Origin of the sequence: Halapricum sp. CBA1109 (genome assembly GCF_009741825.1) — an archaeon.
GTDB lineage: Archaea > Halobacteriota > Halobacteria > Halobacteriales > Haloarculaceae > Halapricum.
Genome location: NZ_WPCA01000247.1, coordinates 1 through 1592, shown reverse-complemented (window position 1 = coordinate 1592; position 1592 = coordinate 1). Strand labels below are relative to the sequence as shown.

General features: G+C 67.0%; 3 protein-coding genes and 1 pseudogene. All 4 read left to right on the top strand.

What is annotated here, in order from left to right; translation table 11 throughout:
* A pseudogene (locus GJ629_RS16580) lies at positions 1-224 on the top strand (hypothetical protein); the annotation flags it as partial.
* Positions 225-227: 3 nt separating this feature from the next.
* On the top strand, positions 228-488 hold the full coding sequence (locus GJ629_RS15695; RefSeq protein ID WP_157513841.1) for a hypothetical protein: 261 nt from the start codon (positions 228-230) through the stop codon (positions 486-488).
* A 3-nt stretch (positions 489-491) separates the two neighbouring features.
* Positions 492-1208 (top strand): hypothetical protein, encoded by a 717-nt coding sequence (locus GJ629_RS15690; protein ID WP_157513840.1) that lies wholly within the window; start codon positions 492-494, stop codon positions 1206-1208.
* A 132-nt stretch (positions 1209-1340) separates the two neighbouring features.
* A partial coding sequence (locus GJ629_RS17385) for a hypothetical protein (RefSeq protein WP_231754685.1) occupies positions 1341-1592 on the top strand: 252 nt, incomplete at its 3' end.

The window sequence follows — 1592 nt, the reverse complement described above, 5'->3', positions numbered from 1 at the left end:
CGACGACCATCTCGCTGGTCGAGACCGAGTTCGGCGCACGCTTTGACTGTGACGGGCTGGACTTCGAGACGCTGGTCTATCCCGTCGGCCACGGCCACCTACAGACGACGCTGACGTTCTGGCAGGACGTCCTCGCGACGCGACACCCGGAAGTCGCCGACACTACCGAGACGGGCGAGTCTGGCCCAACCACACCATCGGCACCCGGAACGCTGGAGGGGTGAGATATGGGACGGACGAATCCGACGTTCCGGGACCTGATCGGTCGCTTCGAGGACCGCTGGCAGCCGTTCAGGCGTGCGCTCCGCCACGAAGATCAAGTACGGTTCGACCGACTGCTGGCCCACGCCCGGCGCCACGCCGACGCGGGCGGCACGCTCAATCACGAGTCACCGGTCGTCCCGTTACTGGTCTCCGTCGCCATCGCGCAAGAGCGCCGTATCGACGAACTGGAGGCCCGAATCGAAGCCGCCGACAGCGAGGACTGACCGATGGTGTTCACTGTCGATTTCTTGGACCACCCAATCACGTGGTCGCTGACTGGGACCGTCGACGACCCCGGATGGACGGCCGAGAGCCACCGCGACTACCGACCGACACTGTACGCGGTGACCGCTCGCGGGATGACGGAGACAGCTCCCGACGCCGAGCGGTGCACGGCGGCCCTGCAGGACCTGCGAGAAGCCCTCGCTACGCACCCCGCCGTCGCGACGACACGCATCGAGCGCCGGCGTTCGGGGCTCCGATTCGCCGAGCAGCCAGTGCTGGCTATCGAGGCCGACCGGAACGACGCCGTCCGGGACGTGGCGCGGTTCGTCGAACGCCGCGGACCGCCCGGACAGCACCCCTTCCGTACGTTCGATGTCGACTTCTCCCCGGAGTTCCGCTTCTGTCTCGATCAAGATGTGTCTCCGACGCGACCCGGCCGCCGACACAGCTCCGACTCGACCTCTCTCGGGAGGCAGCGGCCGATGAGGACCTCTCGAAACTCCGGATCGACAAAGAGACGACCGCTCCATCGGCCTCGGGTGCGGATCGGCCAACAGAGACACGGACTGTCCCGGCCGGCGATACCTCTCGGGAGGCCGCTGAGACGCTCGCGGACCGGCTACACACCGACGACCCGGACATTCTCTCGGTCGAGCGCGCTGCCATCGTCCCGTTGTCGGCACGGGTCGCCCGCGAAAACGACGTGGACCTCGGACTGAAGCGCGTCCCACCTGACCGACCGGCAGAGACGGTCCCCATCTTCCAGCGACTCGCCGGCGAATCAACCTTCGAATCGTATGGGCAGCGCCGTCACTCGCCAGCGCGGTACAACGTACCCGGTCGCGTGCTGATTGACCGCTCGAACACGTTCTTCCTCGACGAGACGAACCTCGCCGGCGCGCTGGATCTGGTCGAGCGCTCCCGGAAAACCCCTACAGGAGCTATCGTGGGCCAGTATCGGGAACGTCCTTACCGCGATCCAGATCCGCGAGGCCCGCTCTCGTGGTGTCCTCGTTCAGTGGCACGCGTGGCGACCAGAGCGGTTCAAGACTGCCGCGACACTCCACGATGCCGACCGCGGCGGGACGACGCTCTCGCCGGTC